17 protein-coding genes are annotated in these 16,900 nt (G+C 61.1%); 12 read left to right on the top strand and 5 right to left on the bottom strand.

What is annotated here, in order from left to right; genetic code table 11:
* Together IEY43_RS09250 and pdxS are read left to right on the top strand one after the other, a co-directional pair.
* Positions 1 to 750, top strand: coding sequence for a glycerophosphodiester phosphodiesterase (locus IEY43_RS09250; protein WP_188948318.1), 750 nt, complete (start codon positions 1 to 3; stop codon positions 748 to 750).
* 560 nt (positions 751 to 1,310) lie between these two features.
* On the top strand, positions 1,311 to 2,213 hold the full coding sequence (gene pdxS, locus IEY43_RS09245; protein ID WP_188948317.1) for a pyridoxal 5'-phosphate synthase lyase subunit PdxS: 903 nt from the start codon (positions 1,311 to 1,313) through the stop codon (positions 2,211 to 2,213).
* A gap of 129 nt (positions 2,214 to 2,342) precedes the next feature.
* On the opposite strand, the gene IEY43_RS09240 is transcribed toward pdxS, so the two are convergent.
* A complete protein-coding gene (locus IEY43_RS09240; RefSeq protein WP_188948316.1) occupies positions 2,343 to 2,900 on the bottom strand; it encodes a hypothetical protein in 558 nt (185 codons plus the stop codon).
* Between the two features lie 185 nt (positions 2,901 to 3,085).
* Between IEY43_RS09240 and IEY43_RS09235 the strand changes: the two genes are divergently transcribed.
* Positions 3,086 to 3,646 (top strand): dihydrofolate reductase family protein, encoded by a 561-nt coding sequence (locus IEY43_RS09235; protein WP_188948315.1) that lies wholly within the window; start codon positions 3,086 to 3,088, stop codon positions 3,644 to 3,646.
* An 84-nt stretch (positions 3,647 to 3,730) separates the two neighbouring features.
* On the opposite strand, the gene IEY43_RS09230 is transcribed toward IEY43_RS09235, so the two are convergent.
* Positions 3,731 to 4,495: a GNAT family N-acetyltransferase gene (locus tag IEY43_RS09230; protein WP_188948314.1), complete on the bottom strand. Its 765-nt coding sequence runs from the start codon at positions 4,493 to 4,495 to the stop codon at positions 3,731 to 3,733.
* On the bottom strand, positions 4,495 to 6,501 hold the full coding sequence (locus IEY43_RS09225) for a M3 family metallopeptidase (RefSeq protein WP_188948313.1): 2,007 nt from the start codon (positions 6,499 to 6,501) through the stop codon (positions 4,495 to 4,497). Before IEY43_RS09225 ends, IEY43_RS09230 begins: the two co-directional genes overlap by 1 nt.
* Before the next feature lie 93 nt (positions 6,502 to 6,594).
* On the opposite strand from IEY43_RS09225, the gene IEY43_RS09220 reads away from it, so the two are divergent.
* Positions 6,595 to 7,803 (top strand): CapA family protein, encoded by a 1,209-nt coding sequence (locus tag IEY43_RS09220; protein WP_188948312.1) that lies wholly within the window; start codon positions 6,595 to 6,597, stop codon positions 7,801 to 7,803.
* A 15-nt stretch (positions 7,804 to 7,818) separates the two neighbouring features.
* Here IEY43_RS09220 and IEY43_RS09215 read toward each other — a convergent pair whose 3' ends face one another.
* Both IEY43_RS09215 and IEY43_RS09210 read right to left on the bottom strand, forming a co-directional pair.
* Positions 7,819 to 8,712: a hypothetical protein gene (locus tag IEY43_RS09215; RefSeq protein ID WP_188948311.1), complete on the bottom strand. Its 894-nt coding sequence runs from the start codon at positions 8,710 to 8,712 to the stop codon at positions 7,819 to 7,821.
* A gap of 6 nt (positions 8,713 to 8,718) precedes the next feature.
* Entirely contained in the window at positions 8,719 to 9,360 is a 642-nt protein-coding gene (locus tag IEY43_RS09210) for a DUF6318 family protein (RefSeq protein ID WP_188948310.1), read from the bottom strand.
* A gap of 404 nt (positions 9,361 to 9,764) precedes the next feature.
* Here IEY43_RS09210 and pdxT point away from each other — a divergent pair, with 404 nt between their 5' ends.
* The 8 genes from pdxT to secF all read left to right on the top strand — a co-directional run bounded on the left by pdxT (position 9,765) and on the right by secF (position 16,867).
* A complete protein-coding gene (gene pdxT / locus IEY43_RS09205) occupies positions 9,765 to 10,376 on the top strand; it encodes a pyridoxal 5'-phosphate synthase glutaminase subunit PdxT (protein WP_188948309.1) in 612 nt (203 codons plus the stop codon).
* 3 nt (positions 10,377 to 10,379) lie between these two features.
* A complete protein-coding gene (locus IEY43_RS09200; protein ID WP_188948308.1) occupies positions 10,380 to 11,138 on the top strand; it encodes a YebC/PmpR family DNA-binding transcriptional regulator in 759 nt (252 codons plus the stop codon).
* A 3-nt stretch (positions 11,139 to 11,141) separates the two neighbouring features.
* Complete coding sequence (gene ruvC, locus IEY43_RS09195) at positions 11,142 to 11,741, top strand: crossover junction endodeoxyribonuclease RuvC (RefSeq protein WP_188948307.1); 600 nt, start codon at positions 11,142 to 11,144, stop codon at positions 11,739 to 11,741.
* 85 nt (positions 11,742 to 11,826) lie between these two features.
* A complete protein-coding gene (gene ruvA, locus IEY43_RS09190; protein ID WP_188948306.1) occupies positions 11,827 to 12,450 on the top strand; it encodes a Holliday junction branch migration protein RuvA in 624 nt (207 codons plus the stop codon).
* A 9-nt stretch (positions 12,451 to 12,459) separates the two neighbouring features.
* A complete protein-coding gene (gene ruvB, locus IEY43_RS09185; protein WP_188948305.1) occupies positions 12,460 to 13,509 on the top strand; it encodes a Holliday junction branch migration DNA helicase RuvB in 1,050 nt (349 codons plus the stop codon).
* A 185-nt stretch (positions 13,510 to 13,694) separates the two neighbouring features.
* Positions 13,695 to 14,108, top strand: a complete 414-nt coding sequence (yajC, locus tag IEY43_RS09180) for a preprotein translocase subunit YajC (RefSeq protein ID WP_188948304.1) — start codon at positions 13,695 to 13,697, stop codon at positions 14,106 to 14,108.
* A gap of 55 nt (positions 14,109 to 14,163) precedes the next feature.
* On the top strand, positions 14,164 to 15,900 hold the full coding sequence (gene secD, locus IEY43_RS09175; protein WP_188948303.1) for a protein translocase subunit SecD: 1,737 nt from the start codon (positions 14,164 to 14,166) through the stop codon (positions 15,898 to 15,900).
* Positions 15,893 to 16,867 carry a protein translocase subunit SecF gene (secF, locus tag IEY43_RS09170; RefSeq protein WP_188948302.1) on the top strand — a complete coding sequence of 325 codons (975 nt, stop codon included), beginning with the start codon at positions 15,893 to 15,895 and terminating at the stop codon, positions 16,865 to 16,867. Before secD ends, secF begins: the two co-directional genes overlap by 8 nt.
* The last annotated feature ends 33 nt before the right edge of the window (positions 16,868 to 16,900 follow it).

The following is a 16,900-nucleotide window of genomic DNA, read 5'->3' as shown; positions in this document are numbered from 1 at the left end:
ATGAATGAGAACACCAGACCGCGAATTGTCGGGCACCGAGGCGCGATGGCGCATCGTCCGGAAAACACGCTGGAATCCTACCGCTATGCCGAAGAGCTCGGTGTTGCGGAGATTGAATTGGATATCAGGCTTTCGGCCGATGGACACGTCTTCATCCTGCATGATGCGACCATCGACCGTGTCGCCCCCGTACCAGGCAGCCTCTCCGGCGTCGATGTCTCGACCCTGACCCTGGAACAACTTCGGGGCGTCGATTTGGGGGAGTGGCTGGGAATTCCCACGCTCACCGAGGCACTGGATGCCACCACAACATCGATCCAAATCGAAATCAAGGATCCACGTGTGGTGCCGGCGGCGGCTGCGATCCTCAATGCCCGACCCCAGGACCATGGGCGCCTGCAGTTCACCAGCTTCAACCATGAAGCACTGGTGCAGGCCAAGAACCTCTGCCCGCAGATTCCACGCGGTTTCATTCTCGGCGGGACCACCGCCTTGACCGAGGACCTCGACTCGCTCTTCGCCCTGCTCGAGGACAACGGGGCGGCCTTTGTGCACCTGAATGTCGATGCGGTGCGTGACGCAGCCGTACAGGAACTGCACCGGCGCGGATATCTTCCGACGCTGTGGCCGCTGCGGGGCCCGGACGATGTGCTTAAGGCCCTGGCCATTGGAGCCCATGCAGTGTGCGCCGACGATCCGGCGGCCGCCAAGCGATGGATTGCGCAGGTCATGGCCGCCACGACGTCCTAATTGTCATGGGCGCCTTCCGCCGTCCCGGGAACCTTAATGTCGCGCAAGCGCGACAGCTGGTTCCCGGGACGGCGCTTCCTTTGCGGTTGAGAATGCCCCGCGGGCAATGCGGCGATCGAATCCCGCAGACCGGGATACGCCGTGAGCACGTGCAGGCAGTTCCTGTAGCGTGCGATCAGGCCCCGGCCTTGCATGGCTCAGCGAATGGGGCGCGGTTCATTGTCATCGAATCGATCGACGTTGGCTCATCAAGAGATGTGGCAGTTGGTTCAACGACATTGCAGGCTCAAGTGACAAGTCAGCTAGTTCACATGCTGGACTTAACAACTCCGTGGAAACTCTAGCTGACCAGTAGTGATCCGAATTCTCGTTTGTTACGGAGAAAAGTGGATCCAATGGATAAGTCTCCTATCGTAACAATGTTACGCAACACAGGAGGTAATGAACTTCATGGATCCTACGATGAATGTGTACGACCTCGCCGCTCCCCGAATTCCACGGTAGAACCTCGGGTGTCAGGCGGCATTTTTTATGCAGTATCGAAAGGAACCAGTTCCCCCATGTCTTCGAACTCCCAGAACCCAATTATCGGTTCGGACCGCGTCAAGCGCGGCATGGCTGAAATGCTCAAGGGCGGCGTCATCATGGACGTGGTCACCCCGGAGCAGGCTCGTATCGCCGAAGATGCCGGCGCGGTCGCTGTCATGGCGCTGGAGCGGGTTCCTGCCGACATCCGCGCCCAGGGCGGGGTGTCCCGCATGAGCGATCCGGACATGATCGACGGCATCATTGCCGAGGTGTCGATCCCGGTGATGGCCAAGGCCCGCATCGGCCACTTCGTCGAGGCGCAGATCCTCCAGTCGCTGGGTGTCGACTACATCGACGAGTCCGAGGTGCTCTCGCCAGCCGACTACGAGAACCACATTGACAAGCAGCCTTTCACCGTGCCTTTCGTCTGCGGAGCCACCAACCTGGGTGAGGCCCTGCGCCGCATCAACGAGGGTGCCGCCATGATCCGCTCCAAGGGTGAAGCCGGCACCGGCGATGTCTCCAACGCCACCGGACACATGCGCAAGATCCGCGCCGAAATCGCCAAGCTCTCCGCACTGCCGGAGGACGAACTGTACGTTGCCGCCAAGGAACTGCAGGCTCCTTACGAGCTCGTCAAGGAAGTTGCCTCCACCGGCAAGCTCCCGGTCGTGCTGTTCACCGCAGGTGGCATCGCAACCCCTGCCGACGCTGCCATGATGATGCAGCTGGGCGCAGACGGCGTGTTCGTTGGATCGGGCATCTTCAAGTCGGGCAACCCGGTACAGCGTGCCGAAGCCATCGTGAAGGCCACCACCTTCTTCGACAACCCGGATGAGCTGGCCAAGATCTCCCGCGGCCTGGGTGAAGCCATGGTCGGCATCAACGTGACCGACGTGCCTGTGCCTCACCGCCTGGCAGAGCGCGGCTGGTAAGCACTCAGCGCTTCCACGGGGCCGCCCAGCCATTCCAATGGCTGGGCGGCCCCGTGTCATTTCTCGGCACGTTGGCGAACCCGCGCGGTGCATTGCAGTGTAGGTTCGACCTCACGCAGGTTCTCCGAACTACCTGCCCGCCCGGTGATGTCCCGGCAGCAGGAGTCCCGAATACGTGCCCTGCCCGCCAGCCTGGGCTTGGACACAGGCAAGCATCGACGGACCGTCCTTCAAGAACAGCGATGCCGATACGGCTCCACCGGCTCGGGTGACTCCGGCGTAGGTAACCCGGGCGGCGCTCGGGAAGCCGTCGATGGTTCCTTCGAATCCACCGGTGAACTTGAACGTGTCGGAAAAGGTCCCCGGAGGCATGGCCAATGCGTCGGCGCACGGCGCATCAATTTTGGCGACGGTGGTGCCCGAAGCCGCGCCTACTGCGGTGCCGGTGAGGTGGAGTACGACGTTAACAGTGAACTGGCACCGGTTGCCGCCAGAAATCGGCACTGCCTGAAGCGAAGATGGATCCAGCTGGACCGCAAGTTCTCCGGTTGCTTGCCGGACGGGGGAGCGCTTGCCATTCTGGTTCTGGTGAACGGCGGACTGCACGGAGCCTTGGGTGCCGAGCGGTGGCCTGGCCGCTGCGGCGGGACCTGCCATCAACGAGCCGAGCAAGAGTGCAGAAGCCACGGCTCCACCGGCGCGGCACATGCTTGAGATGCGAGTTTTCACGATGATTTACCTCCGCTTGTCGGCACCGCGACACGGTGCAAGCCAGACACTGTGATCTATGGGGACTTTCATGATCGTCAGGCTCTCTCGGGCTGTCAATGGCAGATCACGGCCAAGAATTCTCGCGTGGCTAGACTAGCGGTATGGGCAAGATAGTTTTTGATGCAGCGGTTACGCTGAACGGTTTCCTGGCCGATGAAAACCACAGCCTGCAGTGGCTGTTCGAGGTGGAAGGCGCCGATGATCCGGACCCCGGTCTGCTGCCCACCGACGTCGCAGTTCACGTCGAAGGAGCGAACACGTACCTATGGGTTCTTGAACATGAAAAGTTCATGGATGAACCCGCAAAGTGGCAGGCCTACTACGGTGAGCGGCCGACGTATGTATTCACCCATCGGGACCTTCCGATCCCAGAGGGTGCCGATGTCCGTTTCCTGCAGGGGCAAGTCGCCCAGCATCTGCCCGAGCTTCGTGCAACCGCTGGCGACGGGAACATCTGGGTGCTGGGTGGAGGCGAACTGCTCGGCCAGTTCCTGGACATCGACGAACTCGACGAGCTGGCACTGACGATCGCCCCGGCGACCGTTGCTTCCGGCGCTTCGCTGCTGCCACGGGCCATCGGCAGCCATCGGCTCCGCCTTGTTGAGGCGCGGCAGGCCGGGCCGTTTGCGAGACTGCGATATGAAGTACGCAAGCGCGGCTGACTTCCGGCGTCCACGCCAGAACACATCAACGGCGGGACCGGTGGTGATCCCGCCGTTGACGCGGCAAATTGTTCCAGCTTGAGGCTAGACCCAGGAACGCAGCACCATGTGACGTCCGCGGCCGAGCAGCTTCAGCCCGTTGGCCGTGAAGAAGTCGGCACTGGAATGCGTTGCCGCTGCGATCAGCTCGGTTGGGCCTTCGTCTTCGGCCGGAGCCAGCGGGTTGATCATCGATCGCGACAGGCCGTGCAGCAGCGCCGTGCCGATGCCCTGGCGACGGAAGTCGCTGCCGACAGCCAGCGCATGGATCATCAGCTGGCCGCTGAGGCCCTGCTGAGCGAAACCGCGGCCGACAATGTTGCCTTCTTCGGTACGGGCAAGAGCATGCTCCACCCGGCGCAGCGCAGGGTGCCCGCTGGAGAGCTGTGGCGAGGCTTCACGCCACAGATTCGTGACTGCAAGTTCAGCGGCATCGGCCCCGGTTGCTTCCGGAACGTTGTTGCCAAGGCGAATCTTTCCCTCCCAGCGGTCCATGGGAATGGCCAGCGGCCCGGCATGCCATGACACCTGGGCGTTGTCGCTGAACCCCGCGGACTTGAGCTGCGTGGAATCCGCACCCGAATTAACCCAGGCTTCCACGCGGCGTGCTCCCAAGCGCATGCCTTCGGCCAGTGCGGGGCGCAGGCCAGCCGGTTCCGGGTTTTCCGGGAAGAGCAGCACCAGGCGCCGGCGCACCGGCTGCCATGCCCACGAGCACCCATGGGTGGTAAAGATCTTGCCGCCAGTGGCAACGGCCAGCGCCTGATGCCAGTGGCTCAGCGCTTCCTGAGCGGAGGCAATCGTCGTCATTATTCTGCGTTCACCAATCCTCGACGGCGCAGCAGCGGTTCGACCTCTGCACTGCGTCCGCGGAACAATCTGTAGGACTTCAGGGGATCGCGCGTGTTCCCGCGCGACAGCAGCTCCTCACGGAACCGATTACCATTTTCCCGCATTAAGCCACCATTTTCCGCGAACCACTGCACAGTGTCGGCATCGAGCACCTCACTCCAAATATAGGAGTAGTACCCAGCCGAGTAGCCATTGGCGAAAATGTGTTGGAAGTAACCGGTGCGGTAGCGCGGTGCAATCATCTGCGGATCGAATCCGGCATCGGCCAGTACACGCTGCTCGAACTCTTCCGGATCCGAGATCACCGTTCCCGGCTTGATGGTGTGCCAGGCCCAGTCCAGAACGCTCGCAGCCAGGTATTCGGTTGTCGCGAAGCCCTGCCCCCACAATTCAGTAGCCCGCAGGCTGTCGAGCACGGAGGGATCCAGCGGCTCGTCGGTCGCGTAGTGCTTCGCATATCCGCCGACGACGTCTTCATGCAGCGCCCACATCTCGTTGACCTGCGACGGGAATTCCACGAAGTCGCGCGGCACCGAAGTGCCGGATAGCGAAGCGTACTTGCCGTTGGCAAACATGCCGTGCAAGGCGTGGCCGAATTCGTGGAACAGAGTATGGGTCTCGTCCAGCGTCAACAGCACCGGTTCACCGTCTGCCGCCGGTGCAATGTTCAAGGTGTTGGTGACAATCGGACGTTCGTCGAGGAACGATGCGCCGTCGCGCAGTGTGGTCATCCAGGCGCCGCCCTTCTTCGTGGGGCGGGCCAGGAAATCACCGGCATACAACGCCAGTGCGCTGCCATCAGCATCGAAGACCTCCCAGACGCGGACGTCAGGGTGGTACCCGGGCAGATCGAATCGCTCGGCAAAGGTGATTCCATACAAACGGGTTGCGGTGGCAAAGACGCCGTGGACCAGTACCCGCTCGAGCTCGAAGTATTCGCGCAAGGCCGAGGTGTCCACCGAATACTTTTCCTGCAGAACCTTTTCGGAATAGTAGCGCCAGTCCCAAGCATTGATCGCTCCGCCGGCAACTTCGGAAAGTATTGCCGCCTCGGCGTTGGCATTGCGCACGGCCGGGGCACTCAGCTCCGCCAACCGTTCAGCCACGGCCGCGGTGCTTGGCGCCGTTGCATCGGCAAGCACCGTTTCGGCATGATTGGAAAAGCCGAGTACCGAAGCCCGCTCTGCACGCAGGGATGCCATTTCGGCCGCGAGCTCCAAGGTCGAGTTCAACCCGCGGGAGAGTGAAGCCTCATGCACCTTGCGCCGGGAATCCGAGCGGGCAAGTTGGGAAAGCACAGGCTGCTGGGAAGGAGAAACCAACGGCAGCAAGAAACCATCGCGGTACCCGGCGTCCAAGGCGGCCTTAGCCGCCGACGCGATGGCCGCTTCACCTAGTCCTTCAAGTTCAACGGCATCGGCAAAATGCACTGCGTGTGCGTTTTGGTTTTCCAATGCCAAATTAGAGAACCGGCTGGAAAGTTCCGAGATTTGTTCATTCAGCTTCGACAACTTGCCCTTGGCTTCTGCGCCTAGCGCAGCGCCTGCCAGCTCGAATTCCCTCAGCGTCTGATCGGCCAGCCGCGCGTCTTCACCCTCCAGAGCATTGAGATCTAACGCTTGTAAACGAGAAAACAACGTTTCATTTAGGTGGATGGCATCCTGCTGGCGTGTCATGATGCTCGACATCTCGCTTTGGATCGCACGCAGATCCTCGGTTCCGTGCGCTGAGAGCACGGTGAAGTACGTCATTAGCGTGCGTCGAAGCACCTGTCCCGAGGCTTCAAGGGCGAGCAGCGTGTTCTCGAATGTCGCGGGTTCGCTGTTGGAAGTAATCGCGTCCAGCTCTTCAAGCTGTAAGGCAGCTCCTTGGCGCGCTGCAACAACATAGTCCTCGGCAGTAAGTGCCTGGAACTCCGGCCACTGATAAGGGTTTTCGCTGGGAGAAAGAAGCTGATTCGACATGCCATAAGGTTCCCATAGTCAACGTGACGCAGCTTGCATTGACGCTGCTGTCATGCCAAGGGCGAACTGCCATCCACGGGTAAGCTGTGGCGTATGACCATTCCCTTGCCGATTCGATTCGCTGCGCTGACCGCATCGCTTATGCTTCCTGCGGCTCTCCTGTCTGGATGCAACGCTTCGCCGAACACGCAACCAAGTGCAGTGCCGCCACCGTCGGCCGCACCGGAGCTCGAAGCGACGCAGCCAGCCACGAGCACAGATTCCCCGAAAGAAACTGTAAACGAGCTACCGCAGGAGCTGTCCCTGATGGTCACAGGGGATGTGCTGCTCCACCCGCAACTGCTGGATGAGGCAGCTACGGCTGCTGGGAAAACCGGTGGCCACGGCAAGGACTTCGATTTCAAGCCGCTCTTGGCAGGCCTGAAGCCCTATGTTCAGGACGCAGATGCGGCCATATGCAATCTGGAGACGCCGATCGGGACCCCTCCGTATTCGGGGTATCCGATGTTCACCGTTCCATCGCAGATCGTCTCGGATCTGGCCGACATTGGTTACGACGGTTGTACTACCGCGACAAACCACACCGTGGATGCCGGTACGAAGGGCGTCATGCGGACCCTCGAAACTCTGGCGAAACACGAAATGTTTTCCACCGGTAGCTATGAAAGCGAGAAGGACTCCAAACAACCACCCATTATGGATATCAAGGGCGTGAAGCTCGGTGTCATAGCCACAACATATTCATTGAACGGCATGAGCGCCGATACCGATTGGCGCGTCGATACGGGGGTCAACCCGGCAAAGCTCATTGATCGTGCCAAATCCGCACGGCAGGGTGGGGCCGATATTGTTGTCGCAGCAGTGCATGAAGGCGCTGAATACACTAATAGGCCAACGGAAGCCCAGCGAAAATTGGGCCGCGCCTTGGCCAGCTCGGGGGAGTTCGATTTCATCTACATGCACCATACGCACTCTGTCCTGCCGATAGAGAAGTACAAGGGAACCTGGATCGTGTATGGGCTGGGGAATTCGGTCGCGAAACACGCGACTCCTACGATCCTGAATCGCGAAGGAATCAGCGTTAAGGCGACATTCACCCGAGATGGCGAGAGCTGGGACGTATCAAAGCTGCAATGGGTGCCTCACCAGCTAAGCAAGGCGCCAGTAACCTGGTGTCAGGTGGCAACTTCGCAAACATGTGTAACCGAGGGTGACGCTAACGCGTCACTAGAACGCACATTGAAGACTGTTGACATCTACGACGCTGTTGAACACGGTTTGGAGGAGTGGACATTGCCCTGAATCGCCCCGGCTCGACTACTCGTTGGCGATCAATTCTTTCTTGGTTTTCCAGACATCGATCTGTATCGGCGTACTGGGTATAGCGGCTTGACCTGGGATCCTTTGCCATGGGCCTCCGTCTACACTGAATTCGCCACGATACAGTGTTGTAACACCGACGCTGTACGGCCCTGTTTCTTTATAGACATGACTTGTAGGTGTTTCATCATGCAGGGTGTGCTCAGGGGTGGCTTCCCCAGGAAAATTGAGACTCCGTGTAGTTCCATCGCCATAACTCCAATTCCACTGTATTGGAATCGCCTTAATACGGACATCTGAGCCTGAAAAATTGGACTGGAACTCTTGAGTTCTTCGAATGGCCCAAAAGTGGGTGTTGCCGTTTTTCAGTGAGAAACCGTCTGGATCGCTGCTTATCCTTGATTCAAGTATGGGGAAGGATCTAAACATCGCAGGCGTTACGCGAATTTCTTCCTCACGGATCGTTGCGCCTTCAGGGGTTGGAACAGGGTCTCCTGGGCAATACGAGTATTGCTGCAATACAAGGCCTTGGAGATCAACAACTTGACGTTGAATAGGGTAGGAACCGTCTTTGCATGCTTTGACATCAGGATTGCTTTTACAGCCGAGGACCACTTCCATTCCTGGAATGCACGTATCATACTCCCGGACCTTGTATCTGGGTTTTTCTTTCTTTTTTGTACTATGGGGTTCTTGAAACCATGGCTCCGTAGGTGAGTAATCTTCGCTTTCCCCCGCGGGACATTCATCACTTGACTGTTGGATGTCCTTCGGGTTTACACGCATGATGAATTCTGGGCAAATTACGTCACTCTCCATCCGAATACTAGAACCAGGAAGCGGCGCAAATATCACGAACGACAATAGGATGATTCCAAATAATTTGCTCATCTGTAGCTAACTTTCACCGACAATGCTGTCTACTTTCCAACCCTTGTCGTACAGGAGATTCAATGCAAGGATTGTTGACGGAAGGCTTTCAAGTTTAGCTTCAGGTTTGTATTTCATAATATAAAATTCAGACTCATCAACTTTGTATCTAAGCGAAACGACTGTTCTATTATTTGCTGTTTTATAGACATCTATAACTTCAAAATGATGCTTCCCGCCAACCTGCCACATATTCTTCTGTTTGGCTCGCCCGGCCGGGTCAATAATGTCTTCTCCGCATACTTGGCACTGACGGGTTGTTACCTTTTTAATTAAGGAAACATCATTTGTCTCAATCGAGTAATTGATCAGGGAAAAGTAGTACTCAGCGAAACTTTTAGCACCATCGTCCGAATTATTCTTGGCAACAGCTGGCATCGTAGGAATAGGCACATTCTTGGCGGGGGCCGCCGCTGTGGCCGGCTCATACTTTTCCGTGGCCTTCGGTGCAGCGGTTGAGGTTTCTGAAGGAGCAGAACTTCCTCCCTGATTATCCTGACTCTGGGTCGGAGTCTGAGTCGGCGGAGCAGTAGAACCCGAATCGCACGCTGCAAGTGCGATTGAGCCGGCTGCAAGCAGCGCTACACATGCAATTTTCCGAGCGCTCATGGGAACTCTCCGTAATCACTGGGATGCCGTAGTGAGCGTCATCCTATGCCCGGAGGCCATGGAATGGGAGAGTTTTGCTCAAATCTGTGGATAAGTCTCGATGAGTGCGCAGTCCCAATTGACGGAATTTTGCAGCGCAAGCATGAAGAGGCTCCCCAACCATTGATTCCACGGTGTCCGAGTGCATGCGACAGAGTTCGACCACGGTCGTGATCGAAGCTGTCAAAGGTTCTTCTGGCGATGCGAAAGAATCGCGACACGCCTGGTAACAAAACCGACGCTGGACGTGGCGGAGGAATAACGTTGATCCGGCGCTTCCTGGATTGCCGGCGCGCCGATCCCATGGGTTCCGCAGTCAAAGTACTGGACCTGTGGGGGATCGATTCAATTGTGAAGGTAGAAACATGCCGCTCTTTGGCGTCCTTGCATTGCAGGGTGATTTCCGCGAACATCTTGCTTCGTTGACCGACCTCGGTGAAGTAGCCGTGCCCGTGCGTACCGTGGAAGATCTTGAACGGATCGATGCACTAGTCATTCCCGGCGGCGAGTCGTCCGTGATCGACCGGCTTTCGCGCAACTACGGTCTTGCGGAGCCAATTCGCCGACGCATCTCGGAGGGCATGCCGGCCTATGGTTCGTGTGCCGGCATGATCATGCTTGCGGACCGCCTTGAAAATCCGGCGGTTGCCAGCAACGGCGCGGTGCAGGAGACCTTCGGCGGCATAGATATGACTGTGCGGCGCAACGCCTTCGGTCGCCAGGTTGATTCGTTCGAGAACCGTTTGGATTTCAACGGTACGAACATAGAAGCGGTGTTCATCCGTGCACCAGAAGCGGTGCAGGTCGGTGAGGGTGTTGAAGTGATCAGCACGGTACCCGGAGCGGATCCGACGTCACAAGGTAGAATTGTTGCAGTACGTCAGGGAAATCTGTTGGCAACCAGTTTTCATCCGGAGGTATCCGGAAACGCTGCCATCCACGAATTCTTTATCAACATCACGCGAGGAGACGCTTAAAGCATGTCAGGCCACTCCAAATGGGCAACAACCAAGCACAAGAAGGCTGCCATTGACGCCAAGCGCGCCAAGGCCTTCGCAAAATTCATCAAGGGCATTGAAGTAGCAGCCCGTGCCGGCGGTGCTGACCTGGCCGGTAACCCTGCTCTTGAACTTGCAGTCAGCAAGGCCAAGAAGAACTCCGTGCCGATCAACAACATCGACCGCGCCGTTAAGCGTGGTGCCGGCTTGACCGGTGAGGTTGTTGACTACACCGAGATCATCTACGAAGCTCGCGGCCCGCAGGGCTCCGCGCTGCTGATCGAATGCCTCACCGACAACAAGAACCGAGCAGCATCCGAGGTCCGCGTCGGAATCACCCGTAACGGCGGCTCAATCGCCGACCCGGGCTCCGTGAGCTACCTGTTTGCCCGCAAGGGTGTTGTCCGCCTGCCAAAGGGCGAGCTGACCGAAGACGACCTGCTGATGGTTGTCCTGGATGCCGGCGCCGACGAGATTCTGGACGAGGACGAAACCTTCGCCATCGTCTGCGAACCGAGCGACCTGCGTGCAGTCGCCACCGCCCTGGACGAGGCGGAAATCGACTACGAGTCCGACGAAATGGAATTCCTGCCTTCCATGAAGGTGGACCTGGACGTGGATGGAGCGCGCAAGTTCCTGAAGCTGTTCGACGCACTGGAAGAACTGGACGACGTGCAGAACGTCTACACCAACGCAGACCTCTCCGACGAGGTTCGCGCAGCTCTGGACGAAGAGAGCTAGGGTTTGTCCCTTCGAGTCGTGGGCGTCGACCCCGGCCTGACCCGTTGCGGGTTGGCCGTGGTCGACGTTTCTGCAAGCCGCCAGGTCGAGCTGGTCGACGTCACCGTCGCCGGGACGCCGCCGGGCACCCCGCTGGATGCCCGTCTGTTGACCATCGCGAATGCGATCGATGCCTGGCTGGACACCCACAAGCCGGACGTGCTGGCCATTGAACGGGTTTTCGCCCAGGTCAACGTGTCCACGGTGATCGGCACCGCGCAGGTCACCGGCATCGTCATCACCGCCTCCGCGCGCCGCGGCATTCCCGTGGCGCTCCACACCCCGACCGAGGTTAAGGCCGCGGTCACCGGTTCCGGGCAGGCCACGAAGGCAGCCATCGGCAAGATGGTCGCCAAGATCTGCCATCTGGATGAACCGCCCAAGCCGGCCGACGCCGCCGACGCGGTGGCCCTGGCAATCGCCCACGCTTGGCGTGGGGCCGCCGCCGGATCAAACGCCTCGGCCTCCGCTGCCAGCTCCAGCGGTTCCCAGCAGCTCACCTCAGCCCAGCGCGCCTGGATCGCCGCCGAGGCCTCGTCCAAGCACCGCGCCGCCCGGCGCTGAGACTCACCGGCGATGCGTAGGCGTCGCGCTTCGTAGGTATCTTCGATAAACTGTCTGGGATCGAACATATATCCCAAGGAGTGGCATGATCAGCTCATTGACCGGCACCGTCCAAGCGGTGTCCCTGAACACCGCCGTGCTCAACGTGAACGGCTTTGGCATGTTGGTCAATGCCACCCCCGGCACGCTGTCCACCCTGCACCAGGGCCGCGAAGCCACCGTGCACACCTCGATGGTGGTGCGCGAGGACTCCATGACCCTGTTCGGCTTTGCCACCACCGAGGAGCGCGACGTCTTCGAGGTGCTGATCGGCGTTTCCGGCATCGGTCCGCGCACCGGTCTGGCCATCCTCGCCGTGCATACCCCCGAAGAGGTGCGCATCGCCGCCAACACCAAGGACACCGCCGCCTTCACCAAGGTCTCGGGCATCGGCCCCAAGGGCGCCAGCCGCATCGTGCTGGAGCTGAACGGCAAGCTCGTGCCCACCGGTGCGCCGGTCTCCTCCGCGTCCGCGGCCGGCGGTTCCGCGTCGGTCTGGGAACCCCAGGTGATCGAGGCGCTCACCGGGTTGGGCTGGAGCGAGAAGGACGCGACCGCCACGCTCAAGGCCCTGTCCAAGGCGGATCCAGAAATCGTCGCCACCGGCAACGTGGCCGACATCCTCCGTGCGGCCCTGCGCAGCATGTCCAGCGCCAACCGCGCCCGATAGGATGATCCCGTGTCTGATTCCAAACCGCTGACCCACGCCGGAAGCGAACCCGAGGAGCATGTGCTGGAAGCCGCGCTGCGTCCTCGCAACCTGGACGACTTCGTGGGCCAGTCCCGCGTGCGCCAGCAGCTCTCCCTGGTGCTCGAAGCGGCCAAGATCCGCGAACGCAGCGCCGACCACGTGTTGCTCTCCGGCCCTCCGGGGCTGGGCAAAACCACCCTGTCGATGATCATCGCCGCGGAGATGAACGCCCCGCTGCGCATCTCTTCGGGACCCGCCATCCAGCATGCCGGCGACCTGGCCGCAATCCTGTCGTCGTTGACCGAGGGCGAAGTGCTGTTCCTGGACGAGATCCACCGCATGTCGCGTCCGGCAGAGGAGATGCTCTACATGGCGATGGAGGACTTCCGCGTCGACATCGTGGTGGGCAAGGGCGCCGGCGCCACCGCGATCCCGCTGGATCTGCCGCCGTTCACCCTGGTCGGCGCCACCACCCGCGCAGGCCTGCTGCCGGGTCCGCTGCGCGACCGCTTCGGCTTCACCGGCCACCTGGAGTTCTACACCGTCGAGGAACTCGAGCTGGTGCTGCGCCGCTCGGCCATGATGCTTGACCTTCGCGTCACCTCGGCGGCCTTCTCGGAAATCGCCGGACGTTCCCGCGGCACCCCGCGTATCGCCAACCGCCTGCTGCGCCGCGTACGCGACTGGGCCCTGGTGCACAAGCTCGAGGAGATCGACGCGCAGTCCGCGGCTGCCGCGCTGGACATGTACGAGGTGGACTCGAAAGGGCTGGACCGGCTCGACCGCTCGGTGCTCGAGGCGCTGTGCCTGAAGTTCGGCGGGGGACCGGTAGGCTTGTCCACCCTGGCCATCGCCGTCGGCGAGGAAACCGAGACGGTGGAAACCGTCGCCGAGCCGTACCTGGTGCGCGAGGGCCTGATGGGGCGTACTCCGCGCGGACGCATCGCGATGCCCAGCGCCTGGAAGCATTTGGGGATTGCCATGCCCAAGGACGCAATTTTCGCCAGTGCGCAAAGCTATGAAAACGATGAGGATTAGATCAGCATAACTTCACCTGACGCGTAAATGGTTCGCCAGTAGTCGCTCACCCATTAGACTAAAGACGCCTGACCTATGCCCTTAACCGGGCCTGGGTGGGGCGTCTTTGCTGTTCTGCGCGTCGCCGACGCCTGCAGCATCCGGAATTTTCAGCATTCGCAACGAATCGTTAGCAGGTAATTTACGTGAACTCTCTGGTGATCGCCCAGGCCGCCGGTGGCGCTTTCAACCCCTCGATGATCCTGATGATCGCACTGTTCGCAGTGCTGATCTTCATGATGTTCCGCGGGCGCAAGAAGCAGGCAGCCCAGCAGGCAAAGCTGAAGGACAACACCGTCCCGGGCGCGAAGGTCATGACCAACTCCGGCATCTTCGGCACCGTCGTCGGTATCGACGCCGAGGACCGCGTGCAGGTCGAGGTCGCCAACGGCGTGGTGCTGACCCTGCACCGCCAGGCCATCTCCACGTTCCTGGACAGCGACGGCGCTGCGGCAGCTCCTGCCGTGACCGAGGCCGACGCCCCGTCGGCCACCGCGGAAACCCCGGAGGAGTCCCTTCGCCGCCTGAATGACGAAGGCAAGGACGAGCGCAACGCCTAACCAGGCAGAATCGCGGCGGCCCGCCTTGGTCCGCCTAGACGAGAAAGCACATTAGATGTCATCAATTAGACCTGTGAAGCAGGCACGCAAAGCCTTGCTGTGGCTGCTGGTGGTCTTCCTCATCGCCTCCGGCGTGCTGGTGGGCGGCGTACTCAGCGGCAAGACGAGCTTCGCACCGAAGCTCGCGCTGGACCTGGAAGGCGGCACCCAGATGATCCTGGCCCCGCGTGTCCAGGGCGACCAGGCGATCAGCCAGGAACAACTGGACCAGGCGGTGGAGATCATCCGCCAGCGTGTTGACGGCGCCGGCGTGACCGAATCGGAGATCACCACCCAGTCCGGGCGCAACGTCGTCGTTTCGATGCCGGGCGTCCCGACCCAGGAGACCCGCGACCTGATCCAGGCCTCGGCGAACATGGAGTTCCGCCCGGTGCTGATCACCGGAGCCTACACGGCGACCCCCGAGGCCGACCTCACCCCTGCCAAGGACCTGCCCAAGCCGACCGGCAAGCCGGAGAATCCCTCGGACACCAACTGGATCACCCCGGAGCTCTACCAGCAGTTCGAGGCCTACGACTGCCCGACCGAGCTGAAGGAATCCAGCACCACCACCCATGATCCGGCCAAACCGATGATCTCGTGCGATGAGCGCATGGGCGTGAAGTACATCCTCGGCCCGCAGGAGATTCCCGGCGACCAGATTTCCGACGCCTACGCCCAGCTGGCGCGCGGCGTGAACGGCTCGGTCACCGGCGAATGGGTGGTGGTCATCGAGTTCAACTCCGAGGGCACCAAGACTTTCGCGGACACCACCCAGCGGTTGATCTCGCTGACCGGTTCGCGCAACCAGTTCGCCATCGTGCTCGACGGCAACACCATCTCCGCTCCGACCACCAACGCCGTGATCTCCGACGGCCGCCCGCAGATTTCCGGCGGCTTCACCCAGGAGACCAGCCAGGCGCTGGCCGAGCAGCTGAAGTACGGCGCCCTGCCGATCAGCTTCGACATCCAGTCCGAGCAGCAGGTATCGGCAACCCTGGGCGCCGACCAGCTCAAGGCCGGCCTGATCGCCGGCATCATCGGCCTGATCGCGGTGTTCATCTACTCGATCTTCCAGTACCGCGCGCTGGGCTTCGTGACCATCGCGTCGCTGCTGGCCTCCGGCGTGCTGACCTACCTGGCGCTGGTGCTGCTGGGCTGGGGCATGAACTACCGGCTGTCGCTGGCCGGCGTGGCCGGCCTGATCGTTGCCATCGGCCTGATCGCGGACTCGTTCATCGTGTACTTCGAACGCGTGCGCGACGAGCTGCGCGACGGACGCCCGCTGGCCAGCGCCGTGGCGGTCGGCTGGAAGCGCGCAGAGCGCACCATCCTGGCCTCCAAGGCAGTCAACGTGCTGGCGGCCGTGGTGCTGTACATCGTGGCCGTGGGCAACGTGCGAGGCTTCGCCTTCACCCTGGGCCTGACCGCCGTCATCGACCTCGTGGTCGTGTACGGCATGACCCACCCGACGCTGGTGCTGCTGGCCCGCACGAAGTTCTTCGCCGAGGGCCACCGCTTCTCCGGCCTGGATCCCTCGCTGCTGGGCGCCGAACCGCTGTACAAGGGCGCGGGCCAGATCCGCCGCTTCACCGACAATGTGGAAGCGAACCGCGGGAAGAAGAACCAGAAGGCGGGCGTTGAGGCAGCCAAGCGCATGACCATCGCCGAACGCCGCCGCGCCGAAGCGAACTCCGCCCCGGCCGGGGCGAAGACCGCGAAGGACAAGGCGCAGGAGGAGAACAATGAATAAGCTGGTCACGTGGGGCAACGAGCTCTACACGGGCAAACGCTCCTACCCGTTCACCTCCAAGCACCGCCTGTGGTTCAGCATCGCGGCAGTACTGGTCGTGTTGTCGATCCTGCTGCCCGTCGTCAAGGGCGGCTTCAACCTGGGCATCGACTTCCGCGGCGGCTCGGAGTTCACCGTCTCCAACACCACCCACACCGAGCAGGGCATCGGCGAGCAGGCCGTCAAGGCCGTCGCGCCGGAGGCCATGGCGACCGTCACCAACATCGCCCCTGGCACCATGCGCATCCAGACCGAGCTGCTCTCCGACGACCAGACCCTGGCCATCGCCAAGGACCTGGCCGCCGGCTACGGCGTGAGCGCCAACGAGGTCACCAGCAACTTCATCGGCCCGACCTGGGGGCAGGACGTCTCCCGCCAGGCCCTGGTCGGCCTGCTGGTGTTCGTGCTGCTCGTGGGCCTGCTGATGGCCGCCTACTTCCGCACCTGGAAGATGTCGCTGGCCGCCCTCATCGGCCTGTTCACGGTGATCGTCGTGACCGGGGGCATCTACTCGCTCACCGGTTTCGAGATCACCCCGAGCGCGATCATCGGCTTCCTGACGATCCTGAGCTACTCGCTGTACGACACCGTCGTGGTGTTCGACAAGATCCGCGAGAACACGAAGGACTTCTCCAAGCGCAATGAGCGCACCTTCGAACAGCAGGTGAACCTGGCGGTCAACCAGACCCTGGTCCGCTCGATCAACACCTCCGTGGTCGCGGTCCTTCCGGTCGCCGCGATCCTGTTCATCGGCTCCTACCTGCTGGGGGCCGGTACGCTCAAGGACCTGTCGCTGGCGCTGTTCGTCGGCATCATCGTGGGCACGCTGTCCACGATCTTCATCCAGGCCCCGCTGTACGCGTGGCTGCGCCGCAACGACCCTGAGGTCGTCGCGCACACCAAGAAGCTGGAAGCCGCCGCGGCCTAGCCCGCCGGCCTCGAGCCCGACGCGAATCGGCAC

It is taken from the genome of Glutamicibacter protophormiae (assembly GCF_014647495.1).
GTDB classification, from domain to species: domain Bacteria; phylum Actinomycetota; class Actinomycetes; order Actinomycetales; family Micrococcaceae; genus Glutamicibacter; species Glutamicibacter protophormiae.
This window is presented reverse-complemented; position numbering and strand designations above follow the sequence as displayed.

Bases quoted from the DNA above. Each gene is read 5' to 3' on its own strand.
- IEY43_RS09250 (WP_188948318.1), top strand. From the start codon at position 1: ATGAATGAGAACACCAGACCGCGAATTGTCGGGCACCGAGGCGCGATG.
- pdxS (WP_188948317.1), top strand. From the start codon at position 1,311: ATGTCTTCGAACTCCCAGAACCCAATTATCGGTTCGGACCGCGTCAAG.
- IEY43_RS09235 (WP_188948315.1), top strand. From the start codon at position 3,086: ATGGGCAAGATAGTTTTTGATGCAGCGGTTACGCTGAACGGTTTCCTG.
- IEY43_RS09230 (WP_188948314.1), bottom strand. From the start codon at position 4,495: ATGACGACGATTGCCTCCGCTCAGGAAGCGCTGAGCCACTGGCATCAG.
- IEY43_RS09225 (WP_188948313.1), bottom strand. From the start codon at position 6,501: ATGTCGAATCAGCTTCTTTCTCCCAGCGAAAACCCTTATCAGTGGCCG.
- IEY43_RS09220 (WP_188948312.1), top strand. From the start codon at position 6,595: ATGACCATTCCCTTGCCGATTCGATTCGCTGCGCTGACCGCATCGCTT.
- IEY43_RS09215 (WP_188948311.1), bottom strand. From the start codon at position 8,712: ATGAGCAAATTATTTGGAATCATCCTATTGTCGTTCGTGATATTTGCG.
- IEY43_RS09210 (WP_188948310.1), bottom strand. From the start codon at position 9,360: ATGAGCGCTCGGAAAATTGCATGTGTAGCGCTGCTTGCAGCCGGCTCA.
- pdxT (WP_188948309.1), top strand. From the start codon at position 9,765: ATGCCGCTCTTTGGCGTCCTTGCATTGCAGGGTGATTTCCGCGAACAT.
- IEY43_RS09200 (WP_188948308.1), top strand. From the start codon at position 10,380: ATGTCAGGCCACTCCAAATGGGCAACAACCAAGCACAAGAAGGCTGCC.
- ruvA (WP_188948306.1), top strand. From the start codon at position 11,827: ATGATCAGCTCATTGACCGGCACCGTCCAAGCGGTGTCCCTGAACACC.
- secD (WP_188948303.1), top strand. From the start codon at position 14,164: ATGTCATCAATTAGACCTGTGAAGCAGGCACGCAAAGCCTTGCTGTGG.
- secF (WP_188948302.1), top strand. From the start codon at position 15,893: ATGAATAAGCTGGTCACGTGGGGCAACGAGCTCTACACGGGCAAACGC.